19 protein-coding genes are annotated in these 18,299 nt (G+C 43.8%); 13 read left to right on the top strand and 6 right to left on the bottom strand.

What is annotated here, in order from left to right:
• Positions 1-142: 142 nt before the first annotated feature.
• Together ACM0OZ_RS12520 and ACM0OZ_RS12515 are read left to right on the top strand one after the other, a co-directional pair.
• Positions 143-982 (top strand): alpha/beta fold hydrolase, encoded by an 840-nt coding sequence (locus ACM0OZ_RS12520; RefSeq protein WP_414583159.1) that lies wholly within the window; start codon positions 143-145, stop codon positions 980-982.
• 103 nt (positions 983-1,085) lie between these two features.
• Complete coding sequence (locus ACM0OZ_RS12515; RefSeq protein WP_414583158.1) at positions 1,086-1,547, top strand: GFA family protein; 462 nt, start codon at positions 1,086-1,088, stop codon at positions 1,545-1,547.
• Between the two features lie 178 nt (positions 1,548-1,725).
• On the opposite strand, the gene ACM0OZ_RS12510 is transcribed toward ACM0OZ_RS12515, so the two are convergent.
• Entirely contained in the window at positions 1,726-1,968 is a 243-nt protein-coding gene (locus tag ACM0OZ_RS12510; RefSeq protein ID WP_414583157.1) for a hypothetical protein, read from the bottom strand.
• Between the two features lie 289 nt (positions 1,969-2,257).
• On the opposite strand from ACM0OZ_RS12510, the gene ACM0OZ_RS12505 reads away from it, so the two are divergent.
• From ACM0OZ_RS12505 to ACM0OZ_RS12480, 6 genes are all read left to right on the top strand, one after another.
• Positions 2,258-2,623, top strand: a complete 366-nt coding sequence (locus tag ACM0OZ_RS12505) for a ferredoxin thioredoxin reductase catalytic beta subunit (RefSeq protein ID WP_069348604.1) — start codon at positions 2,258-2,260, stop codon at positions 2,621-2,623.
• A complete protein-coding gene (locus tag ACM0OZ_RS12500) occupies positions 2,620-3,018 on the top strand; it encodes a DUF309 domain-containing protein (protein ID WP_414583156.1) in 399 nt (132 codons plus the stop codon). The genes ACM0OZ_RS12505 and ACM0OZ_RS12500 overlap by 4 nt, the downstream gene beginning before the upstream one ends.
• A gap of 393 nt (positions 3,019-3,411) precedes the next feature.
• A complete protein-coding gene (locus ACM0OZ_RS12495; protein WP_414583155.1) occupies positions 3,412-3,930 on the top strand; it encodes an LptA/OstA family protein in 519 nt (172 codons plus the stop codon).
• Positions 3,931-3,951: 21 nt separating this feature from the next.
• A complete protein-coding gene (gene lptB, locus ACM0OZ_RS12490; protein ID WP_414583154.1) occupies positions 3,952-4,680 on the top strand; it encodes an LPS export ABC transporter ATP-binding protein in 729 nt (242 codons plus the stop codon).
• 127 nt (positions 4,681-4,807) lie between these two features.
• Entirely contained in the window at positions 4,808-5,926 is a 1,119-nt protein-coding gene (locus ACM0OZ_RS12485) for an LptF/LptG family permease (RefSeq protein ID WP_414583244.1), read from the top strand.
• Between the two features lie 272 nt (positions 5,927-6,198).
• On the top strand, positions 6,199-7,689 hold the full coding sequence (locus ACM0OZ_RS12480; protein ID WP_414583153.1) for a hypothetical protein: 1,491 nt from the start codon (positions 6,199-6,201) through the stop codon (positions 7,687-7,689).
• A 63-nt stretch (positions 7,690-7,752) separates the two neighbouring features.
• Here the strand turns inward: ACM0OZ_RS12480 and ACM0OZ_RS12475 are convergent, their stop codons facing one another.
• Positions 7,753-8,409 carry a helix-turn-helix transcriptional regulator gene (locus tag ACM0OZ_RS12475; protein WP_414583152.1) on the bottom strand — a complete coding sequence of 219 codons (657 nt, stop codon included), beginning with the start codon at positions 8,407-8,409 and terminating at the stop codon, positions 7,753-7,755.
• Positions 8,410-8,542: 133 nt separating this feature from the next.
• Between ACM0OZ_RS12475 and ACM0OZ_RS12470 the strand changes: the two genes are divergently transcribed.
• From ACM0OZ_RS12470 to ACM0OZ_RS12460, 3 genes are read left to right on the top strand one after another with little or no spacing between them, the layout of a single operon-like run.
• Positions 8,543-8,953, top strand: coding sequence for a RidA family protein (locus tag ACM0OZ_RS12470; RefSeq protein WP_414583151.1), 411 nt, complete (start codon positions 8,543-8,545; stop codon positions 8,951-8,953).
• A gap of 16 nt (positions 8,954-8,969) precedes the next feature.
• The gene (locus ACM0OZ_RS12465; RefSeq protein WP_414583150.1) at positions 8,970-9,431 is read left to right on the top strand and encodes a cupin domain-containing protein; all 462 of its coding nucleotides are present in this window, start codon (positions 8,970-8,972) and stop codon (positions 9,429-9,431) included.
• A gap of 7 nt (positions 9,432-9,438) precedes the next feature.
• Complete coding sequence (locus ACM0OZ_RS12460; RefSeq protein ID WP_414583149.1) at positions 9,439-10,161, top strand: SDR family NAD(P)-dependent oxidoreductase; 723 nt, start codon at positions 9,439-9,441, stop codon at positions 10,159-10,161.
• A 161-nt stretch (positions 10,162-10,322) separates the two neighbouring features.
• Here ACM0OZ_RS12460 and ACM0OZ_RS12455 read toward each other — a convergent pair whose 3' ends face one another.
• The 3 genes from ACM0OZ_RS12455 to ACM0OZ_RS12445 all read right to left on the bottom strand — a co-directional run bounded on the left by ACM0OZ_RS12455 (position 10,323) and on the right by ACM0OZ_RS12445 (position 13,803).
• Positions 10,323-11,444, bottom strand: coding sequence for an FAD-dependent oxidoreductase (locus tag ACM0OZ_RS12455; RefSeq protein WP_414583148.1), 1,122 nt, complete (start codon positions 11,442-11,444; stop codon positions 10,323-10,325).
• Between the two features lie 130 nt (positions 11,445-11,574).
• Positions 11,575-12,630 (bottom strand): tetraprenyl-beta-curcumene synthase family protein, encoded by a 1,056-nt coding sequence (locus ACM0OZ_RS12450; RefSeq protein ID WP_414583147.1) that lies wholly within the window; start codon positions 12,628-12,630, stop codon positions 11,575-11,577.
• Positions 12,631-13,149: 519 nt separating this feature from the next.
• Positions 13,150-13,803, bottom strand: a complete 654-nt coding sequence (locus ACM0OZ_RS12445) for an HAD-IB family phosphatase (protein WP_414583146.1) — start codon at positions 13,801-13,803, stop codon at positions 13,150-13,152.
• A 176-nt stretch (positions 13,804-13,979) separates the two neighbouring features.
• Here ACM0OZ_RS12445 and bchD point away from each other — a divergent pair, with 176 nt between their 5' ends.
• Positions 13,980-16,130 (top strand): magnesium chelatase ATPase subunit D, encoded by a 2,151-nt coding sequence (gene bchD / locus ACM0OZ_RS12440; protein WP_414583145.1) that lies wholly within the window; start codon positions 13,980-13,982, stop codon positions 16,128-16,130.
• Positions 16,131-16,192: 62 nt separating this feature from the next.
• Here bchD and ACM0OZ_RS12435 read toward each other — a convergent pair whose 3' ends face one another.
• Complete coding sequence (locus tag ACM0OZ_RS12435) at positions 16,193-16,966, bottom strand: RNA polymerase sigma factor SigF (protein WP_414583144.1); 774 nt, start codon at positions 16,964-16,966, stop codon at positions 16,193-16,195.
• Between the two features lie 468 nt (positions 16,967-17,434).
• Between ACM0OZ_RS12435 and ACM0OZ_RS12430 the strand changes: the two genes are divergently transcribed.
• Complete coding sequence (locus ACM0OZ_RS12430) at positions 17,435-18,163, top strand: Bax inhibitor-1 family protein (RefSeq protein ID WP_414583143.1); 729 nt, start codon at positions 17,435-17,437, stop codon at positions 18,161-18,163.
• Positions 18,164-18,299: the final 136 nt, after the last annotated feature.

The following is an 18,299-nucleotide window of genomic DNA, read 5'->3' as shown; positions in this document are numbered from 1 at the left end:
GGATGGATTTGAAGTTCTCCGCAGGAACGAAAAGATAGTGAAGGTTATTAGCGATTTGTCCATCAAACTACTTTTGTAGTTTAGTGTAGTATAAACGAGGAAGAAGTTTCATTTTCGCTAAATTTCTCAGTAGGAGATAAAAATGAATGAAAAGATACTCAACGTGAATGGAGTCGAGATCTGCACTGAGAGTTTTGGCAACCCTCAAAACCCAACGATTCTGCTGATGATGGGGGCTACTGCCTCAATGATTTGGTGGGATGAAGAATTCTGTCACCGATTAGCCGATCAAAAACGATTTGTAATTCGCTATGACAACCGGGATACGGGTCGCTCTACGGTTTATGAACCAGGAACTTCTCAATACGTCATAGAAGACCTAGCGGATGATGCCGTTGGCATACTGGATGCTTACGGGATTAATCAAGCGCATCTGGTTGGTATGTCGTTGGGTGGCATGATTGCCCAAATTATTGCGTTGCGATACTCACAACGAGTCTTAACCCTGAGTGCGATCGCATCAAGTGTTTTTTCCGACAATCCAGATTTACCTCCAATTGATCAAAAAGTCCTTGATTATCACATCAATGCAACATCAGTTAATTGGTTAGATGAAAAAACTGCGATCAAGTATATGGTTGGAGGATGGCGTTTGCTCAATGGTACTCAACATCCTTTTGACGAACAAAGAACCTACAAACTTGCCAAAACAGAGGTCAAAAGAGCCAACAATCTACCAAGTATGTTCAATCACGCACTTCTACAGGGTGGAGAGGTTTATCTTGATCGCAGCAATGACATCAATGTTCCGACGTTAGTCATTCATGGCACAGAAGACCCTGTTTCTCCCTACCAACACGGGATTGCTCTCGCCAATGAAATCCCCAAAGCGACGTTACTGACGCTTACAGGAGCAGGACACGAAATTCACTTTGCTGAATGGGACACCATCATTGATGCGATCATCAAACACACAGGATAGTTATGTCATCTTCAAAATCAGAACTAATGGCTGCCTCAGTGTTTGTTGCTCACAAAAAGTAAAAGCGCTTTCGCCTACAGAAGAAAACCAGCAGGAACTTATCATGAAAGGAAGTTGTGCTTGTCAAGGAATTCAATACGAACTTGTTGGCGAGATTCTATTCATGAATCATTGCCACTGCTCGATTTGTCGAAAAATTCATGGTGCCGCCTTTGGAACATTTGGTCACGCCAAAGCAGAAGAATTTCGTTGGCTCAAAGGCGAAGAACTGATCGCAAGCTACGTCTCTTCTGAACACAACGTACCGGGTTTTGAGAAGAACGTGCGGAATTTTTGTCGGGTGTGTGGCTCAAATGTGCCTTCAGTGTTCCCGGCGATCGACTACGTGCGGATTCCAATGGGAACCGTGGATGATGACCCCGGTATGCGCCCTTCTGTGCATCTTTTTGTGGCATCTAAAGCCCCCTGGTCTGAAATTTGTGATCAACTGCCTCAACACGCGGAAATGCCAGAAACTTTTATGAATCAAGCAAAGCAGGCGTTGGAAGAAAATCTTAATTTGTAGGGTGGGCACCCCTTACCTTCCTCTGTCACTGGTATGCCGTGAGTGGACAGTGCCCAACGCCAGATGCTATCCTATGGCTGACGCCACGCCTTACGGCTATCGGGAAGCCTTCTGGTGGGCGTCTAAGCCTGTGAAACCCTAGTCGAGCACTGGCTCCCCTACGTTTATTCTTCACTCTTCACTCTTTTGGTGGTTGACAGTCTTCCCATTGCTCACAATTGCCAACGACGAACCCCAACGTCTCCTTTTTTCGCCATACAAACCCGACGAAACCTGGCGTGTTGACCATTTCAAGCAACCTTCTTCTGGCAGTTTCTCTTGTCCAATGCTGATTACTCGGTTCACCATTGAAGACCTCAACGGCTAAATCTGCACATTCATCAAGATACTCAGTGGTGAACGTTAGGATTTCTTCTGACATGGTTTTCGACTCTCAACAACCACTCCAAGCCGAGTTACAAAAAACAATAAGTTAAGAAATTCAAATTTCATGCATTCAAATTTCAAATAAACGCAAAGAAATAGCAACTGTATCTGATAAGGAGATTTTGCCAAGTCCACTATACTATGCTCCCCATCCAGTTTTCGCTTATTCAAAATCCAAAACCCAACATCCAAACCGCTGCAAATAGGGGGAATAATCCCTAGTTATAGCTCCCATAGGCTGCGGTACAATGCAAAGAAATGTTTAAATTATGAGTGCCGATCCCATGATTTCACCAGAAGTTAACACAAAATCCAGCGAACACAGCCTAGAGGCAATGCGGCATTTTTCCGAACAATACGCCAAGCGCACTGGAACGTACTTCTGTTCTGAACCCTCTGTGACAGCAGTTGTCATTGAAGGACTTGCCAAGCACAAAGACGAACTTGGAGCTCCTTTGTGTCCCTGTCGCCACTATGAAGACAAAGAAGCGGAAGTCAAAGCGACTTTTTGGAACTGTCCATGCGTCCCAATGCGGGAGCGCAAAGAGTGCCACTGTATGCTGTTCCTCACCTCAGACAATGATTTTGCAGGGGATCAGCAAGAAATCTCTTTAGAAACAATCAAACAAGTGCGAGATAGCATGGCATGAACGAAGGAATGCCCGATGAGTTTTGGCAAGGTGTCGAGCAGTTTAATGCTGGGCAGTACTATGCCTGTCATGACACCTTAGAGGCTTTGTGGATTGAAGCAGCAGAGCCAGAAAAAACTTTTTATCAAGGCATTCTGCAAATTGCTGTGGCGCTGTATCATCTAAGTAACCACAACTTGCGTGGTGCAATGATTTTGTTGGGTGAGGGTAGCAATCGCCTGCGACGTTACCCATCAGAATATGGCGGCATTGATGTAGACGAAGTATTAAGCCAGAGTGCGGCATTGTTGACCGCACTACAGCAAACACCAGAAAACATTGCTGCCTTTAACCTGGGTCAAGATAGAGCTTTGCCCTTGCCCAGGATTATACAAGTGAATCACGAAAAAGAGTAAAGAATTAGAAAAAATATTAAATAAATATTAAGATATTTTACATTCAAGCGAGTTGGCAGTACAAGCAAATCTGTGTGCTTTGGCAGTCAACAAAACAAGTTAGTTTCCAGACTAAGTAGCTTACTTACATTGCAAAGGACGGAACCCCACCCTTAAGCCCTCCGGTGCAAGCAGGGAGGGGAACTTTGGCGTCAGCCACTGATTGGGGTCGGGTTCTAGGGGAACTACAGGTAACATACCGGAGGTGATATGAAACCTTAAAGGTGGGGAAAGCGTCAATAGTCTTAATTTGAGCAGTTACTATCCAAACAAAAGTCCAGAAAGTATATTTTATTTGTGGTTAAAGTAGTTCAAATTGGAATAACAATCATAAATCATAAATTCTAAATTGCTATGATGCCCCACTATCAATTGCCTGAATTTCATAAGCGTCGTTTGGGCTTAGCTTTGATGCTACCAGTTGCACTTCTGGGTACAATGACATTTCCCCCCCAACTGCAAAGAGCCACTGCACAAACACCTCAAGCACCTGCTGGGCAAAATCGTCCTCTCTACATCCGTGGCAAACAGCAAGAGTATAACTCTAAAACACAAGTGGCAACTGTTCGCGGTGACGTAGAACTCTCTTATCCTGGACGAGGTATTCAGGCAACTGCTGCCCAAGCACAATACTTTACCCGCGAACGTCAGATTGTTCTCAGTGGCAATGTTTATGTTTTACAACAGGGCAGTAATAGTATAAAAGCTGACACAGTGACGTATCTGATTGACGAAGGGCGATTTGTTGCTACACCCAAATCAGGTCGTCAGGTAGAATCAATCTACATGATTCAGGACAATCAAATTAACAATCAAGCTCCTGGGTCTGCTCCTGCAACAGCGCCTTTAAAGAAAACTAACCAGTCACGATAACTGAGTCAAGGGCACCAGAAAGTGAAAATTGTCTTAGAGAATATCCACAAATCTTACGGCAAGCGACTCATTGTCAATCGCGTCAACCTTTCTGTTGCTCAAGGCGAAATCGTCGGGTTACTTGGTCCCAATGGCGCTGGTAAAACGACAACTTTTTACATTGCCACAGGGCTAGAAAAACCAGACCAGGGAAACGTTTGGTTAGACAATATGGATGTGACTCCACTGCCAATGCATAGAAGGGCGCGGCTAGGGATTGGTTATTTAGCGCAGGAAGCAAGTATTTTTCGCCAGCTCAGCGTGCGAGACAATCTTCTTTTGGTGCTAGAGCAAACTAATGTACCACGCTGGGAATGGGGACGGCGAGTGGAAAGTTTGCTACGAGAGTTTCGTTTGGAAAAGTTGGCTAATAGTAAAGGAATTCAACTTTCTGGAGGTGAAAGACGCCGAACGGAATTGGCAAGAGCCTTAGCAGCTGGAAGGGAAGGACCAAAATTTTTACTTTTGGATGAACCATTTGCTGGAGTTGACCCAATCGCAGTCTCAGAGATTCAGCAAATTGTAGCCCAACTGCGCGATCGCCATATGGGCATTTTAATTACAGATCACAACGTCCGCGAAACTCTTGCCATCACGGATCGCGGGTATATTATGCGCGAAGGGCAAATCCTTGCTTCTGGCACCTCCAGCGAGCTCTATAATAACCCGCTTGTTAGACAATACTATTTGGGCGATAAGTTCCAAGTTTAGATTAAAAATTTGAAATTAAATTTTTCAAATGTTTTTTGTTTTTTATTTTTAAATGGCTCATGACCCCTGACTAATGGCTAAATACAAGTCTTTCTACACCCTTAATTCGCTGCTGCCATTTTCGATCATGGATCGCTACCTAACGAGGGAATTGCTGCCAACATTTTTGTTTGGTGTTGGGGCTTTCGCTTCCATCGGCGTCACAATAGACGCTATGTTCGAGTTGGTGCGGAAAATTGTCGAGTCTGGGCTACCAGTAGGCATTGCCGTTCAGGTTTTTGTGTTAAGGCTGCCAGAATTTATCGTTTTAGCCTTTCCCATGTCTACCCTGCTGGCGACTTTGATGACTTACAGTCGTCTTTCAAGCGAGAGCGAACTGATCGCCCTGCGCGGCTGTGGGGTAAGTGTCTATCGCATGGTGCTAACTGCTGTGATGTTGAGTTTGGTAGTCACAGGAATGACCTTTGTGTTTAACGAACATCTTGCACCAGCTTCAAAATACCAAGCATCTCAAATTTTGGACAAAGCTTTAAAGTCAGAGCAGCCAAGTATTGTTAAGCAGCAAAATATATTCTATCCAGAATACCAAAAAGTCAAGCAGGAGGATGGTAGTAACAAAAAAATCTTGAACCGCTTGTTTTACGCCGACGAGTTTGATGGCAAGCAGATGAAAGGTTTGACGATTATAGACCGTTCAACAGAAGGTTTAAGTCAAATTATTGTCTCAGAATCAGGCGAGTGGAATCCATCTCAAAACCTCTGGGATTTTTACAACGGTACCATTTATTTAGTCGCCCCAGACCGCTCTTATCGCAACATCCTACGGTTTGAACGCCAACAAGTGAAATTGCCTCGTACAGCATTAGATTTGGCACAGAAAAGCCGAGACTATGGTGAGATGAACATTGCCCAATCGCTCGAACAATTGGAGATTGAACGCCTTGGCGGTGATGAGCCAAAAATTCGCAAACTTGAAGTTAGGATTCAACAAAAAATAGCCTTGCCGTTTGTCTGTGTCGTTTTTGGCTTGGTTGGTGCAGCAATGGGAACCATACCTCAGCGCACAGGGCGAGGCACAAGTTTTGGTATAAGTGTCATCGTTATATTTACTTACTATATACTTTATTTTATTACTGGTGCTTTAGCACAGGCGGGTATCTTTTCTACTTTTGTGGGAGCTTGGTTGCCGAATTTCTTAGGCTTAGGAATAGGTACATTCTTATTGATGCGGGTAGCACAAAGGTAAATTTTCTACTAAAATCCGCCTGCGGGTGATGACTGATAACTGTGGAGTAGGTAGGATAAAAGTAAAATTCAAGTTCGTTTGTAATATCTGCTCACGGTTTGGAGTATACCCAGTAACGGCGAAAAATTGCTTGGGGTTAATTGGGTACTCGCGAATCATAGAAAAATGAAAATTGCTATAAGTCAACGAGAAAAGCTTCATACGGAAACGACTGCTTTGAACTTTCCTCAAGTTTTGCCACTTTCTTTGTAAACCCAAACTCCATTTTGCTCATGTCACCCCGCCATTATCCTCCCGCTCACTTACGCTATCTCAAAGCTAGGTTATGGAACTTATCGCGACCTGGTTTTTGGGGAGCAGCAATTTTTTTATCGGTCGTAGGTCTGACCATTAAAGAATACTGGGCAAATCCAAGCTTTTTTACTGATTGGCAAAAAAACCAATTCGCTGCAAACCAGCCTGCCAAATCGTCTCTTTCAGAAGAAGATCGGGCAATTGCTGCGGACATTGATAGCTTACCAGTCCTGTTTAATACGGATTCGGGCAATGAAAATTCACCAGCAGCAAGAACGACCAAGCCCACGCAAAAGACTCAGGCAAAAAACAGCAGAGACATCTTATTAGAGGCTTTAAATAGCAAAAGCCAAACTTCTGCAACTGATGACAAATCAAAGGCTACCGTCAAGGAAGGTGATTCCGCATCTGCCCCAAAGCTGGAAAATCCTTTTGTTGCACAAGCAGAAAATTTATTGCAGCTAAAGAATTTTCAGAGTGGTAGCAACTCACAAGCAGTCAATGCTTTAACACCTTCGTTTGGTCAACAAGATCCAGTAAAAAATTCCTTTGGTTTGGGTACGGGATTAGCAGATACAACCAGACCTAATCAAAATATTGCCTCAGAAAGCGCTCTGCAAACGGCACTTAACCAATCGAAGAACCAGAATCAGCCAAACTTTGGCACCACATCAACTCAAAAAAATCCCTTTGAGCCATCCCAATTATCCAACCAAAACAAAAGTAGTCAGATTATTCCAAGCACTGGGTTAAGTCCAAACACAATCAATCCCAATACAGTAACAGGTTCTACGCAGTCGGGACTGATTTCTGGAACAGGTTACATACAACCGCCAGTCACCAATGGGCTGCAAAATTCTATTCCTGGAACAGGCTACTCTCAACCAGGTGCAAATAACCTGCTACCGCAAAATTCCATTCCTGGAACAGGTTACATACAGCCAAGAGTCACAAATCAACAGCAAAATTCTATTTCTGGAACAAGCTACTCTCAACCAGGTGCAAATAGCCTGCTACCGCAAAATTCCATTTCAGGTACAGGTTACCCTCAGCCGGGTTTCAATAATCTACTACCGCAAAATCCCATTTCTGGCGCAGCTTACCCTCAACCTCAACGAGGACTAAGAGGCATACCGCAAACTCCAAGTGCAGTCCCTGATCGCTCCGCTATTCTTTATGATCAAATTATGAGAAATAGGTTGAATATCACAAATAGCGGTCAGCCATTGCCTAGTGTTGCACAACCAGCATCGGTAGTCTCACCCAACACCTCTGCTACACCTAATAACATTGCTCCCTACTACACCCCCAATCAAGCTGGTGTTACTTCTAATACTCCTGTCATTCCTAATACTTATGGAAATTCAGGGTTGCAGCAATCGCCTGGTTCAGTACCACAGTCTATTTATTCATCTCCTGGTCAAATTCCAGGACAGTATACAGGTGGTGGACAGATAAATAGATACTAGTATCCTTAAGAGGTGGGGACAAATATCCATCCCCTTCTTAGAAAATAACTTGGCTCAAATCATCTACTGAGATGCTCGAACCCGGTAAACGCAGCGTCGCTCACCAGCAACGATATGCTCTGTTCTTTCAATAACCGTGTTCTGCCCTAGGACGGTCTGAAACACTTCTAGCTCCTTACGACAAAGTCCTGTACAAGCGACTGCCGCAGCACAGATAGGACAGTGATTTTCAATGAGTAGAAACGATCCATCCTCTAACGGTTGGATCTGTGCCATGTATCCTTCGTTAGTACGTTTTGCAGCTAACGCTTCTAGTCGCTGCTGGAGAGAACCGTCACTAGATACTTTCTCGCGGTACTCTGCAATTTGCTGGCGAGTTCTGATTTCTAGTAGGCGATCAAGTCCTTCTTCACCAAACGCTTCTCTCATGGAATGAAGTAGGCTCACGGTCAACTCTGCATAGCCCTCTGGAAAGAGACGATCAGCGGGTGGGGTTAATTGCCACAGCTTAGCAGGTCGCCCCATTGAGCGCTGCTCTTCTTGGTAGGTGACCAACTGTTCCTCTTGCAAGGCGTACAGGTGCTGACGCACTGCCATTGCTGTAATGTTCAAGCGGGAGGCTAAAGCCAGAGCGTCCATCGATCCCTCCTGCTTGAGCAGTTTCACAATTGCGCGTCGGGTACGGACAGTTGCTGATTTATTAACTGATTCAGTCTTCATAATCAACAAAATAAAGAAAAAGCTTTACAAAGTCAAGGACAAGTATTTATCATACTTAATAAAGATTTTTCTTTATTAAGTCGTGACAATTCAGTTGGTTAGGACATTGAATCTGTAATTAAGAGCTACAGGAATGGTTAGAAAAATTCAACGTATCAATCCAGTAGGGTTGTATGACCCATCTCCAAATGGCTACACTCATGTGGCGATCGCACCACCAGGAGCAACCATTATTTATGTTGCTGGTCAAGGTGGCGAGGACGAAAAAGGCAATCTTGTTGGTGACTTTGCTGCCCAATTGACGCAGGCTTTTGCTAATCTCCGCGTCGCTCTAACTGCCGCTGGCGCACATCCGGAACACGTGGTAAAACTTACTACGCTTGTGGTCGATCATAACGAGTCCAAATTGCAGCAATTAACGGCTGTAGTGCAGGCGATGTGGGGAGAACCAGCACCAACTCAGACGCTCATTCCGGTGCCAAGACTTGCACTTGATGGCATGTTGTTTGAAGTTGATGCTGTTGCAGTCATTGCAAATTCTTAACCATTAGGAGATTTATATGTCGTTACCCATTATCTTGCAACCAGGAGAAGGGCGAACAGTCCAAATTCGCACCAGCACTTGCACCTTCAAAGTGACAGGTAAAGATACACATAATCACTTTGGGCTATTCGAGTTTGTTATGGAGCCAGGAACCGAAGGCGCAAGTCCTCATATTCACAAGCAACTGACCGAAATATTCTATGTAGTAGAAGGCTCAATTGAATTGGTAGTGGATCAACGTAAAGTGACTGCCGCACCTGGAACTTTAATGCTTGTGCCAGAGAACACGACCCATGGCTTCTCCAATCCAGGACAAACGCGAGCAAAGCTGTTAATCATGTTCTGTCCTGCGGATTCACGGGAGCAGTATTTTGAGGGGTTAGCCGAACTGACTAAGAATGGAGGACAGCCCAGTCAAGAGGAGCTACTTGAATTGATGCAAAAGTTTGACCAATATCCAGTTCCGAACTCTGTTTAATTGATTCATGACTCACTTTTTAATCATTGGAGCCAGTCGAGGTCTCGGCTTGGGCTTCAGCATTGGTTTACCCGATCCGGGCGATACTGTGTTTCTTGTCTCCAGGACTCGCCCCCCTAGCCTTGATTGCTCAGATCAAGTTTCTAGATTTTGGATTCAGGCGGATTTGTCTGTTCCTCAAACTGCCGCAGTGAAAATATCTGAAGCGATTGGCACTCGTGCAGTTGACTTCCTGCTATACAACGCTGGAATTTGGGAGGAAAACGCTTTTGAGGCGACTTATTCTTTTGAAGAATCAACACCCCAAGAGATGGAGCAGATTATCCATGTGAATCTTTTGTCTGCTATCCTCTGTACTCATTGTTTGATTCCTAATCTGAAGCTCTCATCCAATCCACGTGTTGTTTACATCAGTTCACTTTCAGGGTTAGATAACTCAGGTGCTGCTGAAGTTGCAAACACGGCTTCCAAATTTGGATTACGAGGGGTTGTTCACGCACTACGGGAATGTCTACGTCAGCATCGCATCCCGGTTACATCTCTTAATCCGGGTAACATCGCGGCTGAAATTCCTTATGAAGCAGGTGCAGAAGAAGCGATCCAAACCTATCACGGTACGCAAATTCCGATGCAAGATTTGGTTCTCTTGTTGCGATGTTTACGTCAACTGTCTCGTGTTTCCTGTGTGAAAGAAATTGATATCCCAGCCATACCTGACTTGTATGCGTGAATGATGTGTGTGGAGATTGGATAAAGTGCGATCGCAATCTAACAGATAGAGTCTTAGCCCATCCAGTCTCAAACTGGAGAAAAGATTCCCCTGAGTCATGTGGTCGAGATGACTCAGACTGTTGCTCCTCAAACGAATACCCACTATAACCAAACGCTTTATCAATGCCTAAATGAAGGTAGTAGCTCATTATACGGAACTACGCCCACAATTGCATGAGTCACTTGTTCAGCAACTTGATGATTCCTTTTCATCAGCCAGATAAGCATATTGTTCATGAATGAGTGTTTCCTGAAAGATTTTATCCGCAAGCCAGCGCGGATCTCTTCCTCGAAATATGCCTGGTAAAGGCGTTGCCAATTCTGGGCTACTGAATCCTGATTGGTACTCATATTGATTGCTTGTGCAACATATAAACCGCTAAGAATGGCATTTGCGATCCCCTCCCCAGTCAGAGAATCTGTCAAGTTTGCAGCATCACCAATCTTGAGGATTTTTCCATTGCTAACTTTGTTCCCTTTCTTTGCAGTTGCTAGGGGGTAAACCTTGGGTTTATGCTGATCAACAATCTTGCTTAAGAGTTCCTTCGTTCTATCATTACGTTGGATGAATTGCTCAAAAAGCCGGATGATATTTGTATTCATTTTTTGGTATTCATCCATCCATATGCCTACTCCAACATTGAGTTTCACCAATCCAGTTTTTGTATCGGCTGGAAATATCCAACCGTATCCGTTAACCCCAAGAATTTTGTCAAAGTAAATTTGAGCCGTGGAAAGGTATGGCTCGAAATCTTCTGACTTAATACTCCAGTACGCTCTGATAGCGATCGCATCCACATCACCCGCACAAACGCCACGCGCGTCTATAATGTAATCAAAATCGCTGTGCAGCTCGGGATGGCGGTCAATATTGGTGATACTTTGGGTGAGAGCAATGCACCCTGCGTTTATAGCTATTTCATAAAGTAGGTTGTCAAAAGCGAACCGGGGGATGCAATATCCTTCAAGCTCAGTGTTATGCAGATTGTAACTTCCGTTCGAGACTCCGAGCAAAAGCCCATTTATAGGCGCAAACTCGGGCATCAAGCGTTTAATATCCTGCGGGTAGATCCCCATTGGGAACAACGCCTGAACCGACTTAAAACTAATTCCGTCTCCGCAGACTTTGTCTCTAGGAAAGCTCTGTTTATCTATAAGAGTCACTTGATGCCCACTTTTAGAAAGGTGATATCCTGCTGAGCATCCTGCTGGACCAGCCCCAATAACAACAATTTTAGACATAAGTAGAACTTTCTTGCGATTTTACGTAGCAATTCAGGTTAGTGCTAAAGGCAAAAAGATGGGAGAGGTACACTACAATTTTATGGTCTGACTTATCAAATAGATGCTGTTGCTATACAAACAGTTGGCATTAGCGAAGAAGAGCCATAACCCGACCATTTAAGAAAAAAAAGAACGTTGAACCGCCACCAAGGCGTATAAGATGTTTACTCATTTCTTGAACTTCCTTTTGACTTATGACTTTTTCATCTGCCAAATAAATCCCTATTAATGCTTGATTAATCATCTGATGAAAGTTTGTATGTGGTAAATGAGCTACACTTTCCTTAGCTTTTTTTACAAAATGTGTAAACCGCTTGGTCATTTCATTTCTGTTTTTATAATAAAAACAAAAATTCAAATCACCACCAAGACGGTCTTCCTCCTGATCAATCAAGTAATCAAGTAAAATATGTAACCCTTGCAACCAGGGAAAATAAGCATTTTTAATTTGCTTGATTAAGTCTTCAGTACAATTTTCATGGGAGGCATAAGCAATCAGACAGAAGATTCCCAGTGTTGAACCAGCACACGCCGAAAATTCATACCAACTCATCTCAGGAAGGTTATCCTGATGCAATTCAAACCACGCTTTTAATCGCGGAACACGCTCTTCAACCTGCACATGCTTATGTACTTGTAACTCACAATAATAGCTGGCTAATTCATAAAGAGCCGAAGATATTTTTGGATAAGCTGGAATTTTTTCTAACACATCCTGGCAAGTTTTAACCAGTTGTCTTAAATAGCCTCCATCTTCTTGATCCTGACGATAGCGATAGTAATTTACGCATTCTGCTCCTGGCGTTAAGGCATGAAACATTGATTCATGCAAAGCGCGAAAATCCTCAGGAGCAAGCGAGGTGCTTCGGTCACATAAATTATCTAAATAATCACTAATTGTTTGATAAGCAACAATAAAACGTATCAGTTCATCACTGTAGTTTTTCGCCAATAATCCATATATGGCTCCACCTTCACAGTGAAATGTTTTTGTTTCGATACTCATTAATGCTTGTTTGCGAAGTTCTAAATTTGGAATTTTATTTGCACGTTCTTTCCATTCATTTAAGTAAAAATGAACAGTTGGAAGGATATTGCGGTAAGTTCTTAACATTAATGTCCACGGGCAAGTCGGAATATTCATAAACTAAGTTGAATACTCTAATGGCTAAGTTTAACTACTGATTATTTGGTATTTGAAAATTTGCTAGTTCAGGTCTATCACCAACCTTTAAATAGTACTGGCTGAACCGTTATCGAGTGCTTTGATATTATGCCTGAATACTTTCTTTACAGCTTGTTGAGGCTGGCATTGATGAGAAAGTAGGCAATGATTTCGCGCTTGTACCAAAGCCGTTAGTACAAAAATTCGGTACACTCCCTCATTCAATTTGATTAAATGAGGAGGTAGCCTTGCCTGTTAGCTTTACCTTAGAGGCTTGATAGTACTAACGCCTCTTGCTAAAGAGGTAGCAATCGAACAAAAAAGTACGCGCTCGTCTAGAATGCAAACAGGTAGAGCTTTGTAGCCTACATTTCTTGCCTCAAGAGAGGAAGGAAAAATGAGATTGAGGTGTCGTCTGGACAATTAAGACGGCACCTCAATCCCAATAATTGCTAAATTGTTTGATCTAGCTAGAGCGCTGGTTCACTAAATTTAATCTCAAGAAACATTCAGCAGTATTGAAAGAAGTTCTGCCAAATTGTAAATAAAGTAGTCTGATTCAGCTTGCACTTTTTCTCGCACAGCGTATCGTCCAAATCCTACAAACACATTAATCACTGGTTTCATTTCTAAGTCGCTGACACCATCGCCCACTGCAAAGGTTAGCAAAGGTGAGTGTTGAGCAAGCAACTTTTTCACTATCTCAGCCTTTCCACCCGAACGTGTTGTCGGGTAGCTGCGATCAAAGTCGAGGTAACTGCCATCAGGGTTAAAGAAAAGTTCCACAGCTTCCACAAAGTCAATACCCAAGTATTTAGCTAGCGGTAAAATAGCCTGTAGATAGCCACCGCTGACGATAATCGGCACCCACCCGTCTTTTTTCAAAGCTGCGATAACTCTCTTGGCATTGGGTTCAACGGTCTTGATATATAAATCAGCAATTTTTGATACTGCCTCAATAGAAGGTTTGATCATCTCAAGACGGCTTGCAAATATGCTCTCAAGAGGTATCCTACCTTCCATAGAACTTTTGGTCATTTCTTCAATCTTTTGACTGACATCAAAATCGGCTGCTTGGGCGAGTTCGTCAATTCCTTCAATGCTGCTGAGAGTGCTATCACAATCAAAAATAATAATCTTGTTGTCAGGCATTAACAGTATCCTTTAAATTACAGGGGCTACCACCACGAAGATTTCGGTGTTTTGAGTTTCTACTATCATTGTCAAATTTAAAACAAAGCCGCACGAATAGATAAATCCTTGTCGAAGTACCTAAAAAGTCGTCAGGTTTGGTATGCTAGAAACCTGGAATAGCTTGGATTTAAAGTATGCCTGTGCCTTCCATCACCCCTCTCAGTACTGCTTTTCCCCTGACAGCCGTAGTCGGTCAAGAAGCGATTAAATTAGCCTTGCTGCTCGCAGCGGTAGACCCAGGGTTGGGAGGAGTGGCGATCGCAGGTCGTCGGGGTACGGCAAAATCTGTGATGGCGCGTGCTATCCACGCCCTACTTCCACCTATTGAAGTTGTTAAAGGTTCTATCAGCAACTGCGACCCCAACCGTCCACAAGAATGGGATGACAAACTTTTGGCACTCGTGGGGCAAGAAGAATGCCTGCCATTGGAGTCACCGGGACCAGATGCCTACCCCACAATAGAAACCGAAATCATCCCCACACCCTTTGTGCAAATTCCTTTAGGAGTGACAGAAGACCGATTGTTGGGTTCTGTCGATGTGGAACAGTCAGTTAAGCAAGGGGAAACTATCTTTCAACCAGGTTTGCTCGCCCAAGCACACCGAGGCGTTCTCTATATAGATGAAATCAATTTATTAGATGAGCAGATATCTAATCAGCTTTTAACAGTCTTATCTGAGGGACGCAACCAAATTGAACGCGAGGGCATCAGTTTTCAGCATCCCTGCAAGCCCTTATTTATCGCTACCTACAATCCAGAAGAAGGAGCATTACGGGAACACTTATTAGATAGAATTGCGATCGCCCTTTCTGCTGATGGTGTTCTAGGTTTAGATCAAAGAGTGCAAGCTGTAGAGCAAGCGATCGCCTACTCCCTATCTCCCCAAGAATTTCTCAAGCAGTACACCGAAGATACAGACGCCATCAAAACCCAAATTATCCTGGCACGGGAATGGTTAAAAGACGTTCACATCACCCATGAACAAATTTCCTACTTAGTAGAAGAAGCAATTCGAGGCGGAGTGCAAGGACACCGCGCTGAGTTATTTGCCGCACGCGTGGCACGTGTATCTGCTGCTTTGGATGGACGCACACAAGTGAATGCCGAAGATTTGCGACGTGCTGTGGAATTGGTGATAGTCCCACGGGCGACTGTCGTGCAGACACCGCCACCCGAAGAACCACCGCCACCTCCTCCACCTCCACCACAAAATCAAGAGGAACCCCAAGACGAATCGAATCAAGAACAAGAAGAACAAGAAGAACAAGAAGAAAATCAAGAACAGCCAGAACAAGAACCGCCTGGCATCCCAGAAGAGTTTATCTTTGACCCTGAGGGGGTAGTTCTTGACCCTAGCGTGCTTTATTTTGCTCAGATAGCCCAAAAACGAGGTAAGTCCGGAAGTCGCAGTATCATCTTTTCTGAAGACCGGGGGCGCTATATTAAGCCAATGTTGCCTAAGGGCAAAGTCCAACGGATTGCTGTAGATGCCACACTCAGAGCAGCCGCGCCGTATCAAAAAGCACGACGTCAAAGGTCTGAGAGTAGGGGAGACAATACACCATCATCCTCCTCATCCCCCTCATCCCCCTCATCCCCCTCATCCCCTTCATCTCAAAAAGGGCGGCGCGTATTTGTGGAACAAGGTGATATTCGAGCTAAGCGCTTGGTACGCAAAGCAGGTGCTTTAGTCGTATTTGTGGTAGATGCTTCAGGTTCAATGGCGCTCAACCGGATGCAGTCAGCTAAAGGTGCGGTAATGCAATTGCTGACAGAAGCATATCAAAACCGTGACCAAGTGGCGTTGATCCCCTTCCGAGGAGAACAGGCGGAGGTATTATTGCCTCCTACGCGTTCTATTGCTTTGGCGCGTAACCGCCTCGAAAGATTACCTTGTGGTGGTGGTTCGCCACTGGCTCATGGTTTAACCCAAGCTGTGCGCGTCGGTTCAAATGCCCAGATGAGTGGAGATATTGGACAAGTTGTGATTGTAGCGATAACCGATGGACGCGGCAATATTCCTCTATCGCGTTCTTTGGGAGAACCGCAAGAACCAGGACAAAAACCAGATATCAAAGCAGAATTGTTAGAAATTGCTGCCAGAATACGTGCTTTGGGAATGCAGTTATTAGTCATTGATACGGAAAGTAAATTCGTTTCTACTGGGTTTGCTAAGGAGTTAGCAAAGACAGCAGGAGGCAAGTATTACCATTTGCCCAAAGCTACGGATAAAGCCATTGCTGCTATGACAAAAGGAGCAATTGCTGATTTGAAATCTCGTTGATGTCAGCACCCTGATCTCCCCCATTTATCCTATTTCCCAAAAAGAACATCATGAGCTTACTGCTACACCGCTTGCGGTCTTAACATAGAGACTAAATCTTGAAGTCCCTTTTGCAAATATCGTGTCACTGTCATTGGACTTGTGCCAATTTTCTTAGCGGTATCTTTGCGAGAAAGTTCCTTCAAATACACCATTTCAACTGCCATGCGGGGCTTTTCTTCTAGCATACTTATTGCCCCTTGAAGTTGTTGCTGTTCTTCGTTTTGTTGTTGCACAGCAACAGAACGTTGACAAGGAAGTGCTTCACCTAAGGTTATTGGGCAATCAATGTTTTGGACTATGGTAGCATCCAAACTCAAAGGCATACGGTTTTGAACAGCTAATTTGGTTTCTTGCCATTCTTGCACAGATACCTTGAGAACGCTTGCAATTTCTGAATCCTTGGGAGGACGACCTAAAGTGGTTGCTAATTCTTTGCGAACTCTTTGCCCCTCATTATAGAGTTCTTGCCAACGACGAGGAATCTTTAATAGGGTACCGCGATCGCGTAAAAAGTGCAGCATTTCACCCCGAATATAGGGTATAGCAAATGAACTAAAAGCATATCCTTGTTTTGGATCAAAGCGCTCAATTGCTCTTATTAAACCAAAATAACCAATTTGCTCTAAATCTTCATATGGCTCATTGCATTGATGGCTGAATTTATGAGCCATCTTTCGTACTAAGCCAGTATGTAATTCTACAAGTTTATTACGAGTTTGTATACAAGGATTTTGATGGTATAACCGTAATAATTCCATACTATCAGATTGGATAGAAAACTGAGTTGTTGTCATATAAACTCCTTTTCTATAAAAAATGGAGTTGCCTAAACTTTATCAAAGCTGTCATTATTTTCCTTAGGAACGCTTAAGGACACAATTCGTTGTTTCACTGAACTTATAAGGATTCTTCCCCAAGGTTTCAGCATTTACACGGTTACTTTTTCTGGAGATTTTTGTTCAGTTTGAGATTATAAAATGTACATTTCAGAGTACTGAGTGCTACATAAGTAGGTAGGTTAGGAATAAACAGATCGCATAAGAACCAAAGTAATAACGCCTGAAACTCGCGCACTCTTACTAATGACTCATGACAGCCCTCTCCTGTCACCAGACGCTGCGCGCGAACACTCGTTAACTTTATTTGTGCCGACCTACTGAGTAATAACTTACGATTCAGCACTATCTTTATGGTCACTAGCTCTGGTTATCGGTAAAAATGGAAATTAACAGCAATGCTTGACTAAAAACCATTTGTAAAATATGAGCAATACCAGCAACTTCCGTGACGCATTTCGTCAGGCTAAAACTCAAGCCCTCGTAGGTCCCAATGTGATTGCCAACGCCTTGCCGTATGTAGGCGGTGGTCTGGTGCTAACGGCACTGGGAAGTTACGGCGGACTGGGTGTTCTCCGTACTAACCCCGGGCTATTCTTACCCACCTTCTTTGGTGCGATCGTCGTACAGTTGATTCTGTTCTTTGTTGCTCAGAACGTTGCTGAAAAAGGCAACAACAAAGTTGCACTGCCTCTATTGGCAACCTACAGCCTTCTCACTGGGTACACTCTCAGTGGTTTAATCTTTGTAGCACTGAAAAACCAAGGTGTAGGTATTCAAGGTATTGGGTTGGCTGCCCTCGGTTGTGGTGTTACGTTTATTGCCGCCCGTCAAATTGGCTCAAATCTCTCTGAGCAAGATGGTATGGCATTGACGAAAACGATTAATTTAGGGGTAATTGCCCTAGTTGCCGTACTCGTTGTCCAACTTTTGTTCACCGCATTTGGTGTTTACACGCCGGGTTGGATAGAAATTGCCATCTCCGGTCTGGGCGTGTTTCTCTTTGTGGGTGCATCTGTGGTTGACTTCTACATCCTGCCCCGCACCTACCGCAATGACCAATACTTGCCTGCGGCTTTATCGATGTACTTGACCTACATCAATTTGTTTGTTTTTATTTTGCGATTGCTCATTGCTCTTAACGGTCGCGATTAAGAACATTTAAGATTTTTTGGCAAGATTTTTTGGACGAAAAAATAAGCCGTGGTTTGACCTTGAAAACCACGGTTTTTTATCGTTGAACTGAAATGTTAGAGCGCAGTCCCCACCTAAAATTTTTAATTTAGGTGGG

This window comes from Scytonema sp. PCC 10023, assembly GCF_963920835.1.
Lineage (GTDB): Bacteria > Cyanobacteriota > Cyanobacteriia > Cyanobacteriales > Nostocaceae > Kalymmatonema.
The sequence above is the reverse complement of the archived record's forward strand: the minus strand, read 5'-3'. Positions and strand labels throughout refer to the sequence as shown.

Excerpts from the sequence above, each read along its gene's own strand:
- ACM0OZ_RS12520 (WP_414583159.1), top strand. The coding sequence starts at position 143 with ATGAATGAAAAGATACTCAACGTGAATGGAGTCGAGATCTGCACTGAG.
- ACM0OZ_RS12515 (WP_414583158.1), top strand. The coding sequence starts at position 1,086 with ATGAAAGGAAGTTGTGCTTGTCAAGGAATTCAATACGAACTTGTTGGC.
- ACM0OZ_RS12510 (WP_414583157.1), bottom strand. The coding sequence starts at position 1,968 with ATGTCAGAAGAAATCCTAACGTTCACCACTGAGTATCTTGATGAATGT.
- ACM0OZ_RS12505 (WP_069348604.1), top strand. The coding sequence starts at position 2,258 with ATGATTTCACCAGAAGTTAACACAAAATCCAGCGAACACAGCCTAGAG.
- ACM0OZ_RS12500 (WP_414583156.1), top strand. The coding sequence starts at position 2,620 with ATGAACGAAGGAATGCCCGATGAGTTTTGGCAAGGTGTCGAGCAGTTT.
- ACM0OZ_RS12495 (WP_414583155.1), top strand. The coding sequence starts at position 3,412 with ATGATGCCCCACTATCAATTGCCTGAATTTCATAAGCGTCGTTTGGGC.
- ACM0OZ_RS12485 (WP_414583244.1), top strand. The coding sequence starts at position 4,808 with ATGGATCGCTACCTAACGAGGGAATTGCTGCCAACATTTTTGTTTGGT.
- ACM0OZ_RS12480 (WP_414583153.1), top strand. The coding sequence starts at position 6,199 with ATGTCACCCCGCCATTATCCTCCCGCTCACTTACGCTATCTCAAAGCT.
- ACM0OZ_RS12475 (WP_414583152.1), bottom strand. The coding sequence starts at position 8,409 with ATGAAGACTGAATCAGTTAATAAATCAGCAACTGTCCGTACCCGACGC.
- ACM0OZ_RS12470 (WP_414583151.1), top strand. The coding sequence starts at position 8,543 with ATGGTTAGAAAAATTCAACGTATCAATCCAGTAGGGTTGTATGACCCA.
- ACM0OZ_RS12465 (WP_414583150.1), top strand. The coding sequence starts at position 8,970 with ATGTCGTTACCCATTATCTTGCAACCAGGAGAAGGGCGAACAGTCCAA.
- ACM0OZ_RS12460 (WP_414583149.1), top strand. The coding sequence starts at position 9,439 with ATGACTCACTTTTTAATCATTGGAGCCAGTCGAGGTCTCGGCTTGGGC.
- ACM0OZ_RS12455 (WP_414583148.1), bottom strand. The coding sequence starts at position 11,444 with ATGTCTAAAATTGTTGTTATTGGGGCTGGTCCAGCAGGATGCTCAGCA.
- ACM0OZ_RS12450 (WP_414583147.1), bottom strand. The coding sequence starts at position 12,630 with ATGAATATTCCGACTTGCCCGTGGACATTAATGTTAAGAACTTACCGC.
- ACM0OZ_RS12445 (WP_414583146.1), bottom strand. The coding sequence starts at position 13,803 with ATGCCTGACAACAAGATTATTATTTTTGATTGTGATAGCACTCTCAGC.
- bchD (WP_414583145.1), top strand. The coding sequence starts at position 13,980 with ATGCCTGTGCCTTCCATCACCCCTCTCAGTACTGCTTTTCCCCTGACA.
- ACM0OZ_RS12435 (WP_414583144.1), bottom strand. The coding sequence starts at position 16,966 with ATGACAACAACTCAGTTTTCTATCCAATCTGATAGTATGGAATTATTA.
- ACM0OZ_RS12430 (WP_414583143.1), top strand. The coding sequence starts at position 17,435 with ATGAGCAATACCAGCAACTTCCGTGACGCATTTCGTCAGGCTAAAACT.